Source organism: Flammeovirga sp. SubArs3, from assembly GCF_947387565.1.
GTDB classification, from domain to species: domain Bacteria; phylum Bacteroidota; class Bacteroidia; order Cytophagales; family Flammeovirgaceae; genus Flammeovirga; species Flammeovirga agarivorans.
Genome location: NZ_CANDOA010000002.1, coordinates 932,320 through 951,586, shown reverse-complemented (window position 1 = coordinate 951,586; position 19,267 = coordinate 932,320). Strand labels below are relative to the sequence as shown.

Annotated in this window: 10 protein-coding genes; 3 read left to right on the top strand and 7 right to left on the bottom strand. The window is 35.2% G+C overall.

From position 1 onward, the window contains the following. Nucleotides 1–2: 2 nt before the first annotated feature. The 7 genes from QL232_RS08435 to QL232_RS08405 form a co-directional block, all read right to left on the bottom strand. Nucleotides 3–1,094, bottom strand: coding sequence for an ABC transporter permease subunit (locus QL232_RS08435; RefSeq protein ID WP_168881057.1), 1,092 nt, complete (start codon nt 1,092–1,094; stop codon nt 3–5). A 91-nt stretch (nt 1,095–1,185) separates the two neighbouring features. Then, a complete protein-coding gene (locus QL232_RS08430; protein ID WP_168881056.1) occupies nt 1,186–2,589 on the bottom strand; it encodes a CmpA/NrtA family ABC transporter substrate-binding protein in 1,404 nt (467 codons plus the stop codon). An 83-nt stretch (nt 2,590–2,672) separates the two neighbouring features. Next, nucleotides 2,673–3,989 carry an alginate export family protein gene (locus QL232_RS08425; RefSeq protein WP_281613778.1) on the bottom strand — a complete coding sequence of 439 codons (1,317 nt, stop codon included), beginning with the start codon at nt 3,987–3,989 and terminating at the stop codon, nt 2,673–2,675. A 245-nt stretch (nt 3,990–4,234) separates the two neighbouring features. Next, nucleotides 4,235–4,588 carry a hypothetical protein gene (locus QL232_RS08420; protein ID WP_168881054.1) on the bottom strand — a complete coding sequence of 118 codons (354 nt, stop codon included), beginning with the start codon at nt 4,586–4,588 and terminating at the stop codon, nt 4,235–4,237. Between the two features lie 538 nt (nt 4,589–5,126). Next, nucleotides 5,127–6,674, bottom strand: a complete 1,548-nt coding sequence (locus QL232_RS08415; RefSeq protein ID WP_281613777.1) for an ammonium transporter — start codon at nt 6,672–6,674, stop codon at nt 5,127–5,129. Nucleotides 6,675–6,870: 196 nt separating this feature from the next. Further along, nucleotides 6,871–9,354: a hypothetical protein gene (locus QL232_RS08410; RefSeq protein WP_281613776.1), complete on the bottom strand. Its 2,484-nt coding sequence runs from the start codon at nt 9,352–9,354 to the stop codon at nt 6,871–6,873. A 37-nt stretch (nt 9,355–9,391) separates the two neighbouring features. After that, complete coding sequence (locus tag QL232_RS08405; RefSeq protein ID WP_281613775.1) at nt 9,392–11,026, bottom strand: MFS transporter; 1,635 nt, start codon at nt 11,024–11,026, stop codon at nt 9,392–9,394. A gap of 858 nt (nt 11,027–11,884) precedes the next feature. On the opposite strand from QL232_RS08405, the gene QL232_RS08400 reads away from it, so the two are divergent. The 3 genes from QL232_RS08400 (at nt 11,885) to QL232_RS08390 (ending at nt 19,145) form a co-directional block, all read left to right on the top strand. After that, nucleotides 11,885–15,016 (top strand): TonB-dependent receptor, encoded by a 3,132-nt coding sequence (locus QL232_RS08400; RefSeq protein ID WP_281613774.1) that lies wholly within the window; start codon nt 11,885–11,887, stop codon nt 15,014–15,016. Between the two features lie 19 nt (nt 15,017–15,035). After that, nucleotides 15,036–16,673: a RagB/SusD family nutrient uptake outer membrane protein gene (locus QL232_RS08395; RefSeq protein ID WP_281613773.1), complete on the top strand. Its 1,638-nt coding sequence runs from the start codon at nt 15,036–15,038 to the stop codon at nt 16,671–16,673. A 93-nt stretch (nt 16,674–16,766) separates the two neighbouring features. Beyond that, complete coding sequence (locus tag QL232_RS08390) at nt 16,767–19,145, top strand: glycoside hydrolase family 3 N-terminal domain-containing protein (protein WP_281613772.1); 2,379 nt, start codon at nt 16,767–16,769, stop codon at nt 19,143–19,145. Nucleotides 19,146–19,267 lie beyond the last annotated feature (122 nt).

The window sequence follows — 19,267 nt, the reverse complement described above, 5'->3', positions numbered from 1 at the left end:
TTTTAAGCTACATCTTTGTTAAACGACATCATCTTTTGGATTACCATCATAATTCTATCTAACATGAAACCAATTAGACCGATTACGAACATGGCTACGATGATTTTTGCATTGGAATCATTTGCACCATTCTGGAATTCTTCCCAAACAAATGAACCTAAACCTGGAGACTGAGCTAATAACTCAATAGCAATCAATACCATCCATGCTACCGAAAGTGTAATTCTTAATCCTGTAAAAATCATTGGTAATGATGAAGGAAGAACTACTTTAAATATATTTTGACCGATGCTTAACTTTAATACTCTTGCTACATTTACAAAGTCTTTATCTACTGTAGAAACTCCCATAGAAGTGTTAACCAAAGTTGCCCACATAGAACATAAACCTACAGAGATAAATGAAATCATAAACGACTTATCCATATCAGAATCAGACATTAATGTCTTTACAATCATGAATACAAGTAATAACCAAACTACTGGTGATACTGGCTTTAAAATTTGAATCAACCAGTTAAAAGATGTTCTTAATGTTGCAGATAAACCGATGATAATACCGATAGGAATAGCAATAAATGCTGCTAATAAGAAACCTGCAAACACCGTTTTTAAACTAGTACCAATTTGGTCTACAAATGAAGGACGACCTGTATATGTAATTGGTGATTTTCCTTCTGCAATACGTTTTTCGTTAGTTTTAGCTACTTTCACTTCAAAAGCATCTTTCTTTTGTGAGATGATCTTATGATCTGCTAAAAGTGAAAGATATGCTTCCCAAACTTTAGTTGGTGAAGGAAGTGTATTCGGCTGACAGCTAATATCACCTGAATAAATACAATTTTGAATTTCTAAAGCTGCAGCTTCTCCTTGCTCTACTCTTGCTTTCTCGATTCTTGCAGTAGCTTCTTTGTTATACAGATAACTTGAACCTGTATGCCATACTAATACAAATAGCAAAATAGATAGTAAAGGAAATAAATAAGATTTTATAAGTACGTTAATGTTCTTTTTAGTCTCTTCACCTTTGAATATGTTTACCCAAGGGGTTAAGAAAGCTTGAATGCCTGTTAGATGTAAAATTTTCTCTTTCATGATCTTAATTAGTTTGTACTGATATGATGATAATTGATTTGTTAGTGGAAGTATGAACGATATTTCTACCGTTCATACTTCATAGATTGAATTACATTGCCCCGTCTTTGTTACCAATTTTAAAGCTATTGATGTAACCGATTGGATCTTTTCCATCATACGATACACCATCGATAAAATCTTTAGTAGGTGCTTTATAACCATCTGTTTGTGGGATGTCAGATTGAGATAAGTGACCTTCTTCAACCAATAATTTTGCAGCTTTTTCCCAGATGTCTGGTCTGTAAATTTTCTTGATTGTTTCGTCGTACCAACCTTTTGATTTAGCTGTTGGAATTTGTCCCCAACGTCTCATTTGAGTTAAGAACCACACACCATCAGAATAGAAAGGATAAGTTGCGTTATGACGGAAGAATACGTTGAAGTCAGGCATCGAACGCTTGTCTCCTTTTTCGAATTCGAAAGTACCAGTCATTGAGTTTGCAATTACAACTGAATCAGCACCAACATATTCTGGCATTGATAAAATACCTACAGCTTTCGCTCTGTTTCCTGGCTCATCTAACCACTTACCAGCTCTAATTAATGCTTTAGTTACAGCAGTAGCTGTGTTAGGATACTTTTCAGTAAACTCTTTCGTCATTACGAATACTTTCTCAGGGTTGTTTTTCCAGATATCGTAGTTAGTAGTTACTGGAACACCAATTCCTTTAAATACCGCTTGTTGGTTCCAAGGCTCACCTACACAATAACCGAAGATTGTACCTGCTTCTAATGTTGCTGGCATTTGTGGTGGAGGTGTTACTGAAAGTAATACATCAGCATCTACCTGACCTTGAATATTTTCTTTTGTATAGTAACCTGGGTGTACACCTGCTGCAGCTAACCAATATCTAATCTCATAGTTGTGCGTAGATACAGGGAATACCATACCCATTTTGAATGCTTTTCCTTCGTTTTTGTACTCCTTAATTACAGGTACTAATGCGTCTGCTTTAATTGGATGTACTGGCTTACCTTCAGCATCTTTTGGTACATTTGGCTTCATTTTAGACCAAACATCATTAGATACTGTGATACCATTACCATTTAAGTCCATTGAGAAAGAAGTTACTAAGTCTGCTTGACGACCAAAACCAGCACCAGCAGCAATTGGCTGACCTGCTAACATGTGTGATCCGTCTAACTGACCATCAATAACTCTGTCTAATACGTTTTTCCAGTTAGATTGAGCTTCGATAGTTACGAAAAGCCCTTCATCTTCGAAGTAACCTAATTCTTTTGCGATGGCTAAAGGTGCCATATCTGTTAGCTTGATAAAACCAAATGTTAACTGTGGCTTTTCAATGTCTAACTGCTTTGTCTTTGATGCTGATACTGTAACGTTTGATTGTGTTTCTGACGATGTTTTCGATGATCCACAGCTAAACATCACTGTAGCTAATGCCACACTCGCTACTACAGTAGAAAGTGATCTTGATAATAACTTTTTCATGAGTATATTTTTTGATGATTGTTGAAAGAAGATTGGTTAATGATAATGGAGTGGCTGATCTCCATTATCATTAATCTATATGTTTAGTTATTAGCTTCTTTTTTTGCTTTTGAAACGAATAGTGTCGGCTTGAAAGTTAACATTACAAATGCCCAGTTGTTGATCAAGTCAGCGTTACCACCTTTTAACACTTCCATTGATGAAGTAGCAAACATTTGTGAGTAACCAACTAATAATGAAGCATCTTTACCTAACGATCTAGCGTAGATTAAGTCAATCTCAGTACCTAAGTTTGATGATACTTTTTCGAATTGTGAATCAGATCCTTCAACAGTATTGTAGATATCTACTGCTGAGATAAACTGGTGTAATTGAGCTTTGAATGTACCTTTACCAACTTTGAATGCAGTATTTAAGTAAATATCTTGAAGACCTGCACTATTACCTTTCTTATCGTTGTGAGCGTTACCTACATAGAAGTAATCCATAAAACCATTGAACTTGTGGTTTGTACCGTAAGCTGGAGCAAAGTTTTTCATTTCACCTGACTCAGCATCACCACCTGAAAGTACTTGGTAACCTAATGTAATTGGAGTTACTTTAGTTTTAACTGTTAAGTTTAAGTCTAACATGTAAGCATTAACATCTGCCATACCTAAAGTACCTGTTTGGTAGTAACCTTCACCTGCTACTGTTAAACCACCAAAGCTTTTGCTACCTACTAAACCTAAAGTTTGTCTTTGAGAAACACTATCTGAAGTTGATCCATATTGGAATGCATCGTTGAATACTAGAGCTGATAATTTACCAGTTTCCCAATCTTTGTGCGCCCAGATGTATTCCATTGCTTTATAGTTATTTACACCTGTATAATCATTACCTACAAGTTTACCTGGTTCGAAACCTGCTTGGTTAAATGCAAGACCTACATGAAATTTGAATTTAGAAGCTTTATCATCATAGATAAATAAAGCAGCATCATGTCTTCTACCTTGTTGTGCCCATTCTAAACCACCTAAAAATCTTTGGTTATCATAAGAAATGATTTGACGACCTACTTTTACACCAATTTTCTCATTGAAATTGTACTGTGCCCATGCTTCAGAGATATTAGTTAAAGCGTTAGGGTCAGTTTTATAAATTTGGTTTGTTGATCCCCATAAACGTACATCTTGTAATGACAATCTCATGATAATGTTATCAGATTTGTAATCAAGATTTAAACGAGATCTTTGTTCTGTAAAAAATGCTGGTTCTTGAGTATCTGTTCTCAATTTCTTAAAACCATTTCTTAGTTCAGATCTTGGACGGATTTCTGCTGAGAGCTTGAATTCTTGTGCTGTTACTTCTGTTACCGCTGCACACAATAGCAATACAATAGTGTAGATTAGTTTTTTCATTTTTGCTTACGCTTTGTTGTTGTTAAATAAGTATTTTTACTTAGTTCTTACGCAAACATAAAGTGATTATTAAAAGTTATTTAGGGAATTAAGCAGATGGAAAAATGTTTTTAAATCATGTCAAAAACTGCGTTTTTGCAGTACAACTTAGTAAACAAACTGTACAACAGTTAGTTACAACACAATTAAGTACTTATACGTAATAAAAAAGCAGAGATTATTTTCTACGTAATCTCTGCTTTTTTTTAAATAGTTGGTGAAAATTTTTCAATAATTATGTTGGCATCTCTTTGAGCTTGCCTCACCCAACGCTGGAATTGATGCATCTTCCTATCTAATTCTTGAGTACTTGAACTAATATTTGTAGAATAAACTACTAATTCATCGTGATTAACATCTTCTATCCCAAATGTTCTACGGAATGTGCTATTGGTTAATAACTCTCTATGAATTTTTTCTGTTTTTACTCTACTAACAAGAGGATCATTGGATAATACTCTGAATGCAAAAGTAGCAGCATGTACTAAACCACTTTTGAACTTCAAACTCCACTTGAAATCAAGTTGGGTGGATAATATATCAGTATTTACCTGGCTCATTTCTGATAGTGTTTATATAAGTATGTGTGTGGTTACAAAAATAATTCAATTGTAATTCTCTTACAATAATATAGTAAATTTTAAACGTTAAAAATACACTTTAGTTACGTATTTATTTAAAATTTATGTGAATGGGGCATATTTAAAAGTTCTCAATTCGCTTAATATAAAGATTGACTCAGAAAATTATACTTTTCTAATGAGCCTGTTTTTTCCTATTAGTTTTATCTAACTAGTGAAAACAATATAAGTAATCAAAAGAGGATCATGAGAACTTTAAATGCTTATGGGTTATATACCTTTTATTACTATTAAGCTACTTTAAGAATACGCTTTTCTGATATCAAAAATAGATTCTTTGAATATATATCTATATAAAAAACAGGATATGTTAAAGATTGGTTCGATTCTCTTTATATAAGAAAAAGCCAGAGTCATTCAATTCAACTCTGGCTTTATTATATATATAAACTAAGTGTCTATTAATACTTAATTTCGTGTTTCACTACTTTCTATATTTAATAGGTAAGAATAACGATTACCCTACGCTAGGTAAATTATTTTCTTTTAAAGGTTCCTTAAGAAGGATAGCCAATTGTTTAAGAGCAGTGGCATTGTCCACTTTTTTACCCTTACTATCGATAAAGTTAACTTTTTCCGCTTGTATCAATTGTTCACGGTATTGCTTATTAAAAGCAACGAAGTCTTTAAAGTTAATTAAGTTGTAACCTTTATCAGACACTTTCATCGACACATATTGTACTTTAACAACACCTTCTTCTTGGTAGAATTCTTCTGGCATATTTCTACCGATAAGCATTCCTTCAAGTTCTTGCTCAGGTGCTACTCTTAATCCATAAGTTACTTTTATCAATTTAAACATGATAAATGCAATTACTACTGTAAAAGCAATACACACTTCAATACCTATAGCTTGAACTAATAATTGTTCCCATCTTGGTAGAACTAATAATTCTTCCTTACCAAAAAGTGCTACAGCTAGAGTACCAAAGATACCTCCGAATCCATGAACAGGAATTGCTCCTACAGGATCATCTAATTTAAATACTCGTAGAATTAAATCGAAAGAAAGGTTATGGATAATACCTGCTAACAATCCTATAATTAATGCATTTAAAGGAGTCACAATATTACAACAAGCGGTAATGGCTACTAAACCTGTAAGTGCACCGCCCATTAGTTTTTCAATAAGCTCTGATCTATCTTGGAAAAAGTAACACATTAAGAATGCTGAGAATCCAGCACCTGCAGCGGCTAGGTTAGTATTTAAAATAATCTCGAATACCGAAACATCAAATTTTAATGTACTACCTCCGTTGAAGCCCCACCAGCCTACCCAAAGCAACATTACACCAAGGATACTGTATGAATAATCAGCTACTTTAATAGGTAAGACCTTTCCTTTTCTATCAAATCGGCCCAATCTTGGTCCTACTAAGATCATACCTACTAAACCTACAGTTGCTCCTAGTGTATGTACAACAGTAGATCCAGCAAAATCAAGGAAACCAAGTTCTGCCAACCAAGCATGGTTACTGCTAAATAATAGGTTACCCCAAGCCCAGTGACCAAAAATTGGATAAATAATAATTGCAGTCACTATAGAACCTATAAAATAAGGTAAAACTCCTGTTCTGCCTGACATGGCTCCAGAAACAATAGTTAAAGCTGTTCCTGCAAAGGCAACTTGGAATAAGAAAAATACGGTACCATTAATATTTAGGTCTCCATTTGTAAAATGATTCCCTACCATTAAATTGGTATCAAGTCCAATAAATCCCCATAGACTTTCTCCGAACATAAAAGAATAACCAATCAAAAAGAAGCCCATAATACCGGCGACCATATCTAAAAGGTTTTTGGCTCCCACACCTGCTTTATGTTCTTTCTTTACTAAGCCAGTCTCTAATGTTTTAAATCCTGCTTGCATTAAAAATACAAGAATCGCACATACTAATACCCACAAGGTATCTTGATTTATCAATGGAGAGTTGTTCGTTGAATCTACGGCATAACAAAGAGAGGGCATAATTATGCCTAGAATTAAGGTGAATAGTTTAATCATATTATAGTAATAGTTTGTTGTCTGGTGAAAGTAATATGAAACACGTTTTGCGTAAAAAATTAAGCAATAATACGTATAAAATATCTAAAAAACATAACAAACATAGATTTATGTACTTAATACGACCCGTATATATACTAAAAAAACTCCCCAATTGCTCAGGAAGGCTTTTTCATTATTATATTATATTACTTATTTACTCTGCAACAACTGCTTCAGCTGAGGCAGAATCTACTAATGAAGTAGTTCCCATTATCACCTCAACTTTATGATTTCCTTCACCTAAGTCTGGGATGATGTTCCCTTCAATCACTTCGCCATTTACAATTAATTTTGCTACTCCTTTACTTACTTTGTCAGGGTTACTAATTGTAATTGCATATTCTCCACCTCTAAACTTCCTATTGATTGAATAGGTATCCCATTCATTTGGAATACAAGGATCGACTTTTAGTCCTTTATATTCAGGGCTAACGCCTAAAATATGTTGCACTACTGTATAGAAATTCCATGCTGCTGTACCCGATAACCAAGAGTTTTTACCTTCGCCTGGCTTATATGCATCTTTTCCTGCAATCATTTGGCAGTAAACATACGGTTCAACTTTATGTAAATCGTGGATATCTTCTAGATAAGCAGGACAAATCTGTTTGAAGTATTCCCATGCTTGGTTTCCTCTACCTAATTTTGTCTCTCCAATCATAATCCAAGGGTTATTATGACAGAAGATACCTGCATTCTCTTTATACCCAGCCGGGTAAGTAGAAATCTCACCGTATTCGATTTTATATTCTGTAAAGGCAGGGTTATTAAGCACAATACCGTATGGAGTGTCCAAACGTTCTTTTACGCTATCCAATGCCTTTTCTACCATTCCTTCTTCCAGACCTATTTCGGCCATTGAGCACCAACCTTGAGATTCGATAAAGATTTTACCCTCTTCATTTTCATCGCTACCTACTTTATTTCCGTAGAAGTCGTAAGCTCTTAAGAACCATTCACCATCCCAGCCAAATTGCTTCACAGCTTCTTTCATGGCATCTACACAATTCTGTGCTCTTTCTGCTTCCTCAGTCTTCCCTAACTCTTGGCAAAGAGCAACATAATCAGTACCGTATACTACAAATAAACCTGCAATCATTACTGATTCTGCCTTAGAACCTTCAGTGTTATTCTCCGTAGTTTGGAACGACTCGTTTGGATCTTTAGAGAAACAATTCAAGTTGAGACAATCATTCCAGTCTGCTCTTCCTATCAATGGTAAACCATTTGGCCCTAGATTATTGATCACATGATTGAAAGATATAGTTAAGTGATCAAACAACGTTTGAGCTAGACTAGGGTCATTATCAAAAGGTACCATTTCATCTAAGATAGAGAAGTCTCCAGATTCTTTGATATAACTTACCGTACCTAAGATCAACCACATTGGATCATCATTAAATCCACCACCAATAGCATCATTTCCTCTTTTTGTTAAAGGTTGATATTGATGATAACAGCCACCATCAGGGAACTGTGTGGAAGCAATGTCAATAATTCTCTCTCTCGCTCTTTCTGGAACTTGATGTACAAAACCAATTAGATCCTGATTTGAATCTCTAAAACCCATACCACGACCAATACCTACTTCAAAGAAAGAAGCAGATCTTGACATATTGAAAGTGACCATACATTGGTATTGGTTCCAGATATTGACCATTCTGTTAAGTTTATCATCAGCGTGGTTCAATGTGATGACTGAAAGTAACTCCGTCCAATAATCAGCCAATTCTTTTAAAGCCGCATCTACTTTTTCAACGGTATTGTATTGATCAATTAAAGCTTTTGCTTTTGTTTTATTGATTACTCCTTTACTCTCCCATTTTTCCTCCTCTTCATTCTCAATATATCCAAGAATAAAGATCAAATCAGTACTCTCACCCGGAGCTAAAGTAATTTCTTTGTAATGAGATGCTATTGGAGACCAACCATGAGCTTCTGAATTTGATGGTTTTCCATCCAATACTGCTCTAGGATTAGAGAATTCATTATACAAACCAATAAAAGACTCTCTATCTGTATCATAACCATCAATTTCCTGATTCAGATGATAGAAAGCATAATGGTTTCTACGTTCTTTATATTCTGTTTTATGGTATAAAGTTGCTCCATCAATTTCTACTTCTCCTGTAGATAAATTACGCTGTAGGTTATTTTGATCATCTTCAGCGTTCCATAAACACCATTCATTATAAGAGAAAAGTTTAAAAGTCTTCTCAGTTTTCCCTTTATTGGTCAATTTCATTTTTTGTACCTCTGCCCAAGCATTTAATGGAACAAAAAATGTTACTTCGGCTTCGATATCTGCTTTCTGACCTTTGATTGTCGTATAACTCAATCCATGACGACATTCGTAATGATCTAAAGGTGTTTTGACAGGTTTCCATCCTGGAGACCAAATATTTTCTCCATCATTGATATAAAAATAACGACCACCATTATCCATTGGTACATTGTTATATCTATATCTATTTAGTCTTCTAAACTTAGCATCTTTATAAAAAGAATAGCCACCTGCTGTATTTGAAACAAGAGAGAAAAAGTCATGATTACCCAAATAGTTTATCCAAGGAAATGGAGTTTTGGGATCTGTAATTACATATTCTCTGTTAGCATCATCAAAAAAACCGTATTTCATGATCGTATCTTTAATATTTATATTATTTCTTAGTTTGTTATGCGTTCACTAATTCTTCTGATGACAAATCAGTGGAAGCTTGATTTTTTTCTTGAATTCTTCTGTTACTTAATTCTGTTGTGATTTCGGATAATTTATCATCATCCAATGGATACAGCATCATCAAGGCTGCAGCTAATACTGCAATCAATGACGGTACCCAACTCATCAACATAATAATACCAGGTATTGCCCCTTGGATAGATGAGGAATCCAACCCATCATAGTTGTACATTGATAATACAAAACCAATTATTGAAGCAGCTATACCACCACCAAATTTGGTCGCAAATGAACCAGCGGAATATACAAGACCCGTTGCCCTTCTTCCATTCTTATACTCTGAGTAATCGGCTGCATCACCTAACATGGCAAAGAATAAAGTTGGAAATATCGCTGCAGCAAATTCTGACAACATACCCAGAACAAAAATACCGGTGATATCAGATTTATTACACAGTACTATTAAAGCATTGATTACTCCAGAAAAGACTAGTGCAGAGATAAATAAGTTTTTCTTCCCCATCTTTTTACTAATCGGAGCAGTAACCATTGCACCTAGAATCGATACTAATGTTAACCCAACCATATACGTTGCCGCCATTAATTGGTCATGTAGATAATGAGTAAAATAGATTACTACTATCCCTTGCTTTATGGCATTATATATATTGAATAGCAACCCTATACATAGTAATACCAGCCATGGCTTATTATGTATTAAGTCTCTAAAATCTTTCTTGAGGTTTGTTTTCTGGGCTACAGGAGCTTTCACTCTTTCTTTCGTACTAAAGAATGTGATAAACATAAAGCCCGTTAGAAAAGCAGACATTAAGTAAATCGAATAGCTATATCCCTTTTTTTGGTTAATGATAGAAATATTATCTGTAGATAGATTTCTTTCTCCATTAACTATAAAAGTATATTCTTTATCTGCTTCTAAATTAAAACTTTTACTCTGTGTAGGAGTGTCATCTTTATCGCCTCCCCACTTAAAAGTTGCAATCCCATCTTTGGTTTTGATATAGGCATTTGGTACGTCAATAGCCGCAGAAACAGTTACTTTGGCGGTATCTTCAGACAATCTTACCATATCGATAGTTGGGTTCACATTACCAAAAGTGGTCACTAAATACAGTAAGGTACCTTGAACCAACATTCCTCCTGCAAAAGCACCTACCATTCTATATGAACCAATACTTGTACGTTCTTTATCATCACCCGTCATTACTGCCATTAATGCTCCATATGGGATATTATTAGCCGTATAAATTAAAGTAAATAATATATAAGTTACGTATGCATATATAAGTTTACCGCTGTCTGACAAATCAGGAGTTGTAAACAGAAGTGATAAAATCATTCCTAGTGGTATGGCCGTCCATAAAATCCATGGCCTAAACTTTCCGTACTTAGATTTTGTTTGATCACCAACCATACCCATAAAAACATCACTTACTCCATCAAATGATCGAGCAAAAAACATTAATAATCCTACAGCTGCTGGTGCAATCCCAAATACATCAGTGTAAAAAATTAACAAAAAAGTAGCTACACCTCTCCAAGCGATATTTGCTGCTCCATCACCCAGAGCATAACCTATTTTTTCTTTAATAGATATTTTTTCATTCATTTCTCTTCTTCAATAATATGTTGCGTTAGTTTCGTCTATTATTAGATCTAAAGCGAAATAAAAAGTAGTACTTATTCTTTCTCTAAATGAATCCGGCAAACGATTTAAAACTATCCAATAAATGTAGACCTAACAATTTTAGTAATGTGATGCTAAATTATAGAAAAATGTACTTAAACAACATCAAAAACAGCGATTTTTATGTTAATGTAGTAAAAATGTAGTATGCATTTTGAGTTAATGTTGTAAAAAAATATAACAATTAGGAGGTGACTGAATCGTGATGTTTTTATCCATCAAAAAAAGTAGAAAAAGTTGTAGAATTATTGGGTATAAATAAGCTGAAAAATGAATATTTATTCATAACAATTTTATTAAAAGAAAAATTGACGCGATTGATTCCTTCACTAATACATTTTTAAAGATTCAAGAACTTTCACTTTCTAGAAACAACTTCAAAACAAAAAAATGGGTCTATAAATAGAGATATTTGGTGGCTTTATTTTTACTATTTTAAGAACTATCCACTTTTATCTGAATTTTTCTTTAGTTCGAGGATAAACTTTATTAAAATTCCCAAAACTTTACTACCTTTATCGTAATTCTTGTTAAGAATGGATTTTTTTTAACTGATAGATCCATTTTAGTAACATTTTTTACAATCATGAAGTCAACTCTAAATCAAATCTTTAAAATTATTTTTTAATTGATACGCCCTTGATTTACAGTTATTCGAGTAATTGCTTTTATACACTTATTCTCTCTATCATTGCAGTGTCATCGCGATCTCGCTAAAAATATCTGCAGAATTTGAAATGAGATGTAACTAAAACTAATAATCACTTACAAGAATACTTTATGAAAGTAAAACCAATACTACTGATGCAATTTATTGCCATGGTACTCCTATCATCAATAAATGTATTAGCACAGGAAAGAACTATCTCTGGAACTATTGTCGACACTAGGGATGAAATGCCTTTACCGGGAGTAAATGTATCTATTGAAGGAACTCAGATCGGATCTATTACCGACTTCGATGGAAAATTCAATTTAAGAATATCAGAAGGACACAAAAGATTAGTAGTGTCATTCATCGGATATAAAACACAAACTATAGACATCGGGTCTAGAAGTAATTTTGAAATTCAACTAGAAGAAGATGTCGAACAACTAGAAGAAGTTGTAGTTGTTGGTTACGGTGTTCAAAAGAAATCTGTAGTTACTGGAGCCATTGCATCAGTTAAATCAGATGAGATAACGGAAACACCTATCGGCAATGCAGCTCAGTCTTTACAAGGTAGAACACCAGGTGTTCTGGTTACAAACGTTTCTGGACAACCAGGTGCAGGTGTAGATATTAGGATTCGTGGAACTGGATCAAACGGAAATAACAGCCCTCTATTTGTAGTCGATGGAATGCAAGTGGACGACATCAATTTCCTAAATCCAAATGACATTGAGTCGATGGAAGTATTAAAGGATGCAGCTTCTTCAGCTATTTATGGTTCAAGAGGTGCCAATGGTGTAGTAATGATCACAACTAAAAAAGGAAAAGCAGGTAAGTCTACTGTCACTTACGACGGGTATTATGGAATTCAAAATGCATGGAGACAATCTCCACTTTTGAACGCTCAACAGTACATGACCTTACATAACCAAGGATCTATAAATTCTGGTGGGGATGCTATTTTTTCTAGTGATCAAATCAACAATCCTAAGCACGATACAAATTGGCAAGATCAAATTTTTCAATCAGCACCAATCCAAAACCATAGTATCTCGACTTCTGGGGGTACAGAAACATCTAACTACCTAGCTAGTTTTGGGTATTTCGGACAAGAAGGTATTGTAGCTCCTGAAAAATCTCAATTTGAAAGATATACTTTCCGTTTAAACTCATCACATAAAGTTTCAGAATCTGTTAAGGTAGGTGTAAATGCCACTTTTGTGAGAGAGGAAAGATCAGGCATTAATGAAAATGAACAATTTGGTGGAGCCATACAGAATGCATTATTACATGATCCATTAACTCCAGTATATGCCTATGATAAAAATGACGAATACGATACTTACCAAATTCCACCAGTATATAATCCTAACCAATACAACCCAGTAACAGGGCAAAATGGTGCATATTATGGTATCTCTGATCAGCAACTAAGAGAGATTGTTAACCCTATGGCAAGATTACATAACACTTATGAAGATAATATTTCTAATAAGTTTATTGGTAATGCCTTTGTTGAGGTAAAACCTGTAGCAGTTAAAGGATTAACATTAAAAACAGATTTTGGTGTGGATATCGGTTCTTGGGCCAATAGAGGTTACCAACCTGAAGCGTATTACAACTCAGTAAATCAAGTAGCGACAAGTTCTGTGAACCAAAGTATGGGAGAATATAGTACTTGGCAATGGGAAAATACAGCGATGTATGAGTGGACCATCAATGAAGATCATAAGTTCTCTGCACTAGCAGGTATGACCATGCGACAAAGTACGGGTACTGATATGTGGGGTGGTAGAAACAACCTACAATTACCAGGTTGGGACTACGGTTATATCGGAAACGGTTCTGACGATAATTCACAAAAAACAAATGGTGGCTTCTACGACCATAGATTAATGTCATTCTTTGGTAGAGTGGGTTATGATTACAAAGAAAAGTATCTATTGAGTGCTACAATACGTTATGATGGATCTTCGAATTTTGGTCCTAATCACCAATTTGGTTTCTTCCCATCCGTACAAGCTGGATGGATTCTTACTCAAGAAGATTTCTTAAAGCATAGTGAAACTATCAATTTCTTAAAAGTAAGAGGTTCTTGGGGTAAAGTGGGTAATGAGAACATTCCTCCTTTCGGGTACCTTTCTGCTTTTGGACCAACTCCTTCTTATCCACTTGGACCTAACGGAACACCTATGCCGGGTTATGGAATCACTAGAATGGCTAACCCAGACTTAAGATGGGAAGCTGCTGCCGAGTTTAACTTTGGTATCGACTTAGGTTTATTTAATGATATGTTCTTAGCCAATGTGGACATCTATTCGAGAGAGAGACAAGACCTTTTAGGAAATAAGCCTGTTCCTGATTACACAGGTCAAGAAGATCCTATCACCAACTTAGGTACAGTAAGAAACCAAGGTATTGAACTCGCACTTACTTACCAAAACAACGAAGGTGCTTTCAAATACTCTATCACTGGTAATGTTGCCTACAACGACAACAAAGTAACAGAAGTAAACAACACTGATGGTTTTATTTTCGGTGATGGCCTTCACAACACCGTTGGTAATATGGCTATGGCTGTAGGGCACTCACTTCCATTCTTCTACGGATTTAAAACAGACGGTGTAATTCAAAATCAAGAGCAGGCCAATGCTTACAATGAGATGTTTGGTACAAATGCCAAACCAGGTGATATCCGATATGTTGATACAAATGGCGATGGTGTAATCGACGAAAATGACAGAACCGACATTGGTACTCCGATTCATAATTGGACCTATGGTATCACTTTAAGAGCTGAATACAAAGGATTTGATTTCTCAATGTTCTGGCAAGGTCAAGCAGGAGGAAAAATGATGAATGCTGCGACTCGTCAAGATTTACTATCTGATCAAAACTACAATACGAGATATTTAAATAGCTGGACTCCAGAAAACGGAAGTAACACCATGCCTAGATTCACACACAACGATACAAACAACAACTATCTGTGGATGAATGACATGGTACATATCGAGGACGCATCTTACCTAAGACTAAAAAATGTTCAGATTGGTTATACCCTGCCAGCACATATCTCACAGAAAATGCAAATGCAAAAACTTAGAGTGTATGTATCAGGAAACAACTTATTGACATTTACTGATTACTCAGGTCTTGACCCTGAAATGGGACATGGTGGTGCAATGGGATCAGGTTTCGATCTTGGCTCATATCCTCAAGCTAGATCATTCTTAGTAGGCCTAAACGTAACTTTCTAAAAACTAATACCAAACAACAATGAAAACAAACATTAAATATATAACCGTCGTCTTCTCATTATTTATGACGATGACCTCTTGTTCCAAATTTCTCGAAATTACTCCTAAAGATTCTCAAGATCAGGATAGTTTCTTCAGAACATCTACTGAAGCTATGCAAGCTTTAATTGGAACGTATGAATTACTGAGAAATGATAATTTGGATTGGCAAGCCATGCCTCAAGCAATGACTGCTGATGTAATGTCAGATGATGTTTATCCAGGTGGAGCCAATTCAAATGATATGCTAGGATGGCAACAAGCTGCAAGGTTTGATGCTAGAGCAGTAAGCCAACAGGGTGAGAAAACATGGAAAAAATGTTACGTAGGTATCCAAAGAGCTACTACTTTATTAGAAGGTTACGATAAGATCGAGTTCAAATCAAATGAGCAAGAGTTAAAAAGTCATATCGAAGGCGAGGCACTTTTCCTAAGAGGACATTACTACTTCGAAGTCTTACGTCTATTTGAAAACGTACCTATCGTAAGAGAAACATTAGGTGGTGATAACTGGGAAGATATTGAACAGGCTACTCCAGACGAGAGCTATGCATACGCTGCAGCAAATATGATTAATGCCATCCCACTTATGGCAGAACGTCATGTAGATAGTGACCTTGGTCGTCTGACAAAGTATGCTGCAAAAGCTGAACTAGTTAAGATGTTCTTATTCTACACAGGGTATTACCAAAAAGATGCAATGCCTGTTGAAGATCATGAACCTTTTACTAAAGCTGATGCGATTGCAATGGCTGAAGATATCATTCAAAATTCAGGTGCTAGCCTATCAGCAAATTATGCGGATTTATTCAACGCAAACGGCAACTTCAACAAGGAGGTTCTTTTTGAAATCTGTTTTGCCAATACAGGAACTGGAGATTGGTCTCACAACAAACTTGGTAACTACCAATGTATTATGTCAGGTCCTAGAGGTCACTCGTCAGATTTATTAGCACAAGGTTGGGGTTTTGGTGCTCCTACCCGTCAATTAGAAGCATTATTCGAAGATGGTGATACTAGAAAATCTTCTACAATCGTCTATGCAAAAGAATTATTGGATGCTCCAAATGCCAATGGTATGGAAGCACACTTCAACTATACAGGAATGTTTGTCAACAAGTACACGACACATGCTTATAGGTATGCAGGTGCAGGTGCTCCAGAATTAAACTACGATCAGAACTACCATTATATCAGATTAGCTGATGTTTTATTAATGGCAGCAGAACTGAACTTAGGAATAAATGATGCGAAAGCATTACAATATGTGAATCAGGTAAGAAACAGAGCAGGTCTTCAGCCTTTAGCAAGTGTAGATTTAGACGCTATCTATTTAGAAAGACGTTTGGAATTAGCACTTGAAGGTCACAGATACTTCGATGTATTACGAAGAGGATTAAATTATGCAAAACAAACACTTGATGTCCCTTCATACACACTTACTCCTCCAACACATGATGATGAAAAATACATTATTAATGGAGTAAATATGACTGGAGACGTCGGTGTAGAAAATGATTTTATTATCAATTTCGATGCATCAAAAAGAGGATTCTTACCAATACCACAAAGAGAGCTTGATTTAAATAATAAACTGAAGCAGAATCAAGGATACTAGAAGTAACAAAACACTTTCTATAAAATATAAGTCATCGGGAAGGGAATTTTTCTCTTCTCGATACTTACACATTTCATTTAAAACTAAATAAAGATGATTAAGAACACAGTCAGAGGATTAGCAATGATTGCATTGGCAGCAAGTATTTATTCTTGCTCTCCAACAACTGCCAATGATTTCAACAACATCGAAAAAATTGCCTCAAGTAACTTGAGCAACGAGGAAAAAGCCCGACAAATTGTCCAAAAACTAACATTGGAAGAAAAAGTAGGACAAATGACTCAAATCACATTAGATGTGATCACTAAAGGTAAAAATGCTTTTGAAAGTGATGAGCCATTATCGTTGGATGCTAAATTAGTAAAAGAGGCTATCGCAAAGTATAAGGTAGGTTCAGTATTAAACACAGCCAACAACAGAGCAAGAACACCAGAAAAGTGGAACGAAGTAATTACCATGCTTCAAAAAGAAAGTATGTCAGAAATTGGTGTTCCATTATTGTATGGTGTTGATGCTATTCATGGTACTACCTATACGGCTGGAGCAACATTTTTTCCTCAACAAATCGGTATGGCTGCCACTTGGAATCCCGAACTAAATCGTATTGGTTCTGAGATTTGTGCTTATGAAACTCGAGCAAGTTCGATACCTTGGACTTTCTCACCTGTATTGGATATGGGCAGAAACCCTGCATGGCCAAGAATTTGGGAAACATATGGAGAGGATGTATATCTCACTTCAGTAATGGGTGCTGCTGCGGTAGATGGCTATGAAGGTAAAAACAACGACTTAACCAATAAAAATGCTGTAGCCTCATGTATCAAACACTTTGTGGCCTATGGTGCTGAAAAATCAGGGAAAGACAGAACGCCAACCTACTTACCTGAAATCGAATTAAGAGAGCATTACTTACCTTCATACAAAGCGGCGATCGATGCAGGTTCTCATACTATCATGATCAATTCAGGAATCATTAATGGTATTCCTGTCCATGCCAACTACAAAATTCTTACAACTTTATTAAAAGAAGAACTTGGTTTTAAAGGCCTCGTAGTAACAGACTGGGCTGATATCGAAAATATACACAATAGAGACAAAGTATCGGCCACTCATAAAGAAGCAGTAAAACTTGCTATCAATGCAGGTATCGACATGGCAATGGTTCCCTACAATTACAACTTCACTACTAACCTAATCGAATTGGTAAATGAAGGAGAAGTAAGTATGGAGAGAATTGACGATGCTGTAACGCGTATCGTTCAAGTTAAATTAGCCTTAAACCTTTTTGACAAGCCTTATACTGATATTAAAGACTACCCTGATTTTGGTAGTAAAAAACATGAAGATGCTGCCTACAAAGCTGCTTCTGAATCGATTACTTTATTAAAAAACAACAAGAATATTCTTCCATTACCTAAAAATGCAAAAGTGCTGGTAACAGGACCAAATGCCAACTCGATGAGAACGTTAAATGGAGGTTGGTCATATTCTTGGCAAGGTGAAAAAGTTCATGAGTTTACAGACAAGTATAATACGATCTTAAAGTCAATTCAGAATAAGCTAGGAAAGTCGAATGTAAAATATGCTGCCGGCCTAGAATATGTAAACGATGGACAATACTTTGAAGAGCAAAACATCAATATTCAAGAAGCAGTAAATGCCGCAAAAGGTGTTGATTATATTGTGCTTTGTATAGGAGAAAACACATATACTGAAGCTCCAGGTAACTTAGATGATTTATATATTTCTAAGAACCAAGAAGCATTAACAGAAGCATTAGCTAAAACAGGAAAACCTATCATTATGGTATTGAATGAAGGTCGCCCTCGCTTAATTAGTAATATCGAACCTTTAGCAAAAGGTGTAATCCATACTTACCTTCCTGGTAACTTTGGTGGAGATGCTTTAGCTGATATTCTTGTAGGTGAAGTAAACCCATCTGGTAAGCTTCCCTACACTTATCCTAAATACCCTAACGCTTTAACTACATACGATCATAAGCCTTCTGAATCTTCAGAAAAAATGGAAGGTATGTATGACTACGTTGGCTCTACGAGTATACAATATCCTTTTGGTTACGGCTTAAGTTATACTGACTTTGATTATAGTAACCTAAAAGTATCTAAATCTGAGATAGTTGGTGATGAATCATTTACGGTTTCAGTAAAAGTGAAGAACTCAGGTAAAAGAGATGGACAAGAAGTAGTTCAGTTGTTCTCTAAAGATTTATATGCATCAGTCACTCCAGATGTAGTTCGTTTAAGACGTTTCGATAAGATTGATTTGAAAGCAGGAGAAACAAAAGATATCACTTTTAAAGTATCTGGAAAAGATCTCGCTTTTATTGGTCAGGATATGGAATATGTTACTGAAAAAGGTGATTTCAAATTATATGTTGGTGATCAAGAAGTAGACTTAAAAGTTACTTCTACAGTCAAATTCCCTAAAAATTCTAATAAAGGAATTCTATAAATTGATTTAGTCACCTATCCATCAGAGCATCACTTTTCTTGAGTATTAAGAAGAGTGATGCTTTTTATGTATTTAAGATTTAATAACTAAAGAATTTAATAAATTGCTCCGAGAACATTATC

Bases quoted from the DNA above. Each gene is read 5' to 3' on its own strand.
- QL232_RS08395 (WP_281613773.1), top strand. From the start codon at position 15,036: ATGAAAACAAACATTAAATATATAACCGTCGTCTTCTCATTATTTATG.
- QL232_RS08420 (WP_168881054.1), bottom strand. From the start codon at position 4,588: ATGAGCCAGGTAAATACTGATATATTATCCACCCAACTTGATTTCAAG.
- QL232_RS08415 (WP_281613777.1), bottom strand. From the start codon at position 6,674: ATGATTAAACTATTCACCTTAATTCTAGGCATAATTATGCCCTCTCTT.
- QL232_RS08425 (WP_281613778.1), bottom strand. From the start codon at position 3,989: ATGAAAAAACTAATCTACACTATTGTATTGCTATTGTGTGCAGCGGTA.
- QL232_RS08400 (WP_281613774.1), top strand. From the start codon at position 11,885: ATGAAAGTAAAACCAATACTACTGATGCAATTTATTGCCATGGTACTC.
- QL232_RS08435 (WP_168881057.1), bottom strand. From the start codon at position 1,094: ATGAAAGAGAAAATTTTACATCTAACAGGCATTCAAGCTTTCTTAACC.
- QL232_RS08410 (WP_281613776.1), bottom strand. From the start codon at position 9,354: ATGAAATACGGTTTTTTTGATGATGCTAACAGAGAATATGTAATTACA.
- QL232_RS08390 (WP_281613772.1), top strand. From the start codon at position 16,767: ATGATTAAGAACACAGTCAGAGGATTAGCAATGATTGCATTGGCAGCA.
- QL232_RS08405 (WP_281613775.1), bottom strand. From the start codon at position 11,026: ATGAATGAAAAAATATCTATTAAAGAAAAAATAGGTTATGCTCTGGGT.
- QL232_RS08430 (WP_168881056.1), bottom strand. From the start codon at position 2,589: ATGAAAAAGTTATTATCAAGATCACTTTCTACTGTAGTAGCGAGTGTG.